Source organism: Methyloceanibacter marginalis, assembly GCF_001723295.1.
Classification (GTDB): Bacteria; Pseudomonadota; Alphaproteobacteria; order Rhizobiales; family Methyloligellaceae; genus Methyloceanibacter; species Methyloceanibacter marginalis.
In genome coordinates, this window is the sequence record NZ_LPWD01000232.1 from 1 (window position 1) to 1705 (window position 1705).

Annotated in this window: 1 protein-coding gene and 2 pseudogenes; 2 read left to right on the forward strand and 1 reads right to left on the reverse strand. The window is 65.2% G+C overall.

Annotated features, from left to right (window positions below; translation table 11 throughout):
• A pseudogene (locus AUC71_RS09140) lies at nt 1-285 on the forward strand (methyltransferase domain-containing protein); the annotation flags it as partial.
• Between the two features lie 190 nt (nt 286-475).
• Nucleotides 476-1138: pseudogene (locus AUC71_RS09145) on the forward strand (aquaporin); the annotation flags it as partial.
• A 17-nt stretch (nt 1139-1155) separates the two neighbouring features.
• Here AUC71_RS09145 and AUC71_RS17690 read toward each other — a convergent pair.
• Nucleotides 1156-1705: pyridoxamine 5'-phosphate oxidase family protein (locus AUC71_RS17690; protein ID WP_083238226.1), on the reverse strand; the 550-nt coding region annotated here is incomplete at its 5' end.

Genomic DNA, 1705 nt, shown 5'->3' on the forward strand with positions numbered 1-1705 from the left:
AGCGCGTGCGAGGATTACGGTCAGGCGGTCGTCTATCGCGGCGGCGTGCCCGAGCAGGACCAGGCCTTCGAGCTCGACGGCCATCACGTCATCGAGCGCGGCAAAGTGTTTCCGGTGTGCGGCAACACCTGGCGTATGCTGGCCGGCACGCGGTTTCATTCCTATTTCGATTTCGTCGGCGATTTCTCGACCCATTACGGGATTTTCGCCGGCTGCGGCACGTCGCTGCCGTTCAACGAGACGGCGCCGGCGCAAGGAGAGAACACCAAATCGAGTTGCTGCTGATAGTCGTCGTAAAATTGTCATGCCCGCGCAGGCGGGCATCGGTTATTGCTGACGCTGCTTCAGCATTCACTCGTCATGCCCGGCCTTGTGCCGGGCATCCACGATTTAGCGAGTTGCACGGCGATAGACGTGGATGCCGGGACACGCCCGGCCATGACGAAGTGAGTAAGGGACGAGGGGGCAGGGACGAATGCACTTCGATCTGACGCGGCGGCTCGCGGCCGAGGCGCTCGGCACGTTCTTTCTGGTGATGGCGGTCGTGGGCTCCGGCATCATGGCCGAGAGCCTCGCCGGGGGAAACGACGCGCTGGCGCTTCTGTGCAACACACTGCCGACCGGCGCGGTGCTGTTCGTCATCATCACCATCTTCGTCTCGGTCTCGGGCGCCCATTTCAATCCGGCGGTGAGTCTCGTGATGTGGCTGCGCGGGGCGCTGTCGCGTACCGACACGCTCGCTTACATCGCGGTGCAGATCGTCGGCGGCTGCCTCGGCGCGATCGTGGCCCATCTGATGTTCGACCTCGAGCCGCTGCAACTTTCGCAGACCGCCCGCACCGGTGTCGGTCAGTGGGCCGGCGAGTTCATCGCCACGTTCGGCTTGATCGCCACCATTCTCGGCTGCGTCCGCTTCAATATGGCGGCGATCGCGCCGGCTGTCGGTCTCTACATCACGAGCGCCTATTGGTTCACCTCGTCCACCTCCTTCGCCAACCCGGCGGTGACCATCGCGCGGGCGCTCAGCGACACATTCTCGGGAATCGCGCCCGCGGACGTCCCCGGCTTCCTCGTAGCCGAGATCGCGGGCGCGCTCGTGGCGGCGGCGGTGCTCGGCTGGCTGTTCAGGCCGGCGCGGCAGCCGAGTGATGTCCGTTACGGCCCGGCGGCGGCGGTCTCGCGCAAGCGCTTATTCTCGTTCTCGAGGGCCGCGATGCGCTCTTCGAGCGCGGCGACATCATCGGCGAACACCATTTGCGGAATGTGTTGCGGGCAGTTCACGTCCCAGGCGTCGACCGTGAACAGGACTGCGGCCTCGCCGCGTGCCGTATAGTCCGCCGGCATGAGGCTTTCGATCAGCGCCGGGTCATTCTCGACGACGCGCGCGCGGCCCCAGATCTTCACCCGCCGGCGATTGCGGTAGTCCATGAGAAAGAGCATCGCACGCGGGTTCTCCTCAAGATTGCCGGTCGAGATATATTGCCGGTTGCCGGAAAAGTCGGCGAAGGCGAGCGTGTTGTGATCGAGCACATGCAAGACGCCTGGCGGTCCGCCGCGGTGCTGGATGTAGGGTTGGCCGTCCCGGCTCGCGGTCGCAAATAGAAAGAACCGCTGCTCGGCGATGAACGCGGCAAGGCCGGCATCGATCGCCGTTCGCGCCGACCTTTCTCCTCCCAGCCGCGCATAGTTCTGCCGCGAGCCGCGG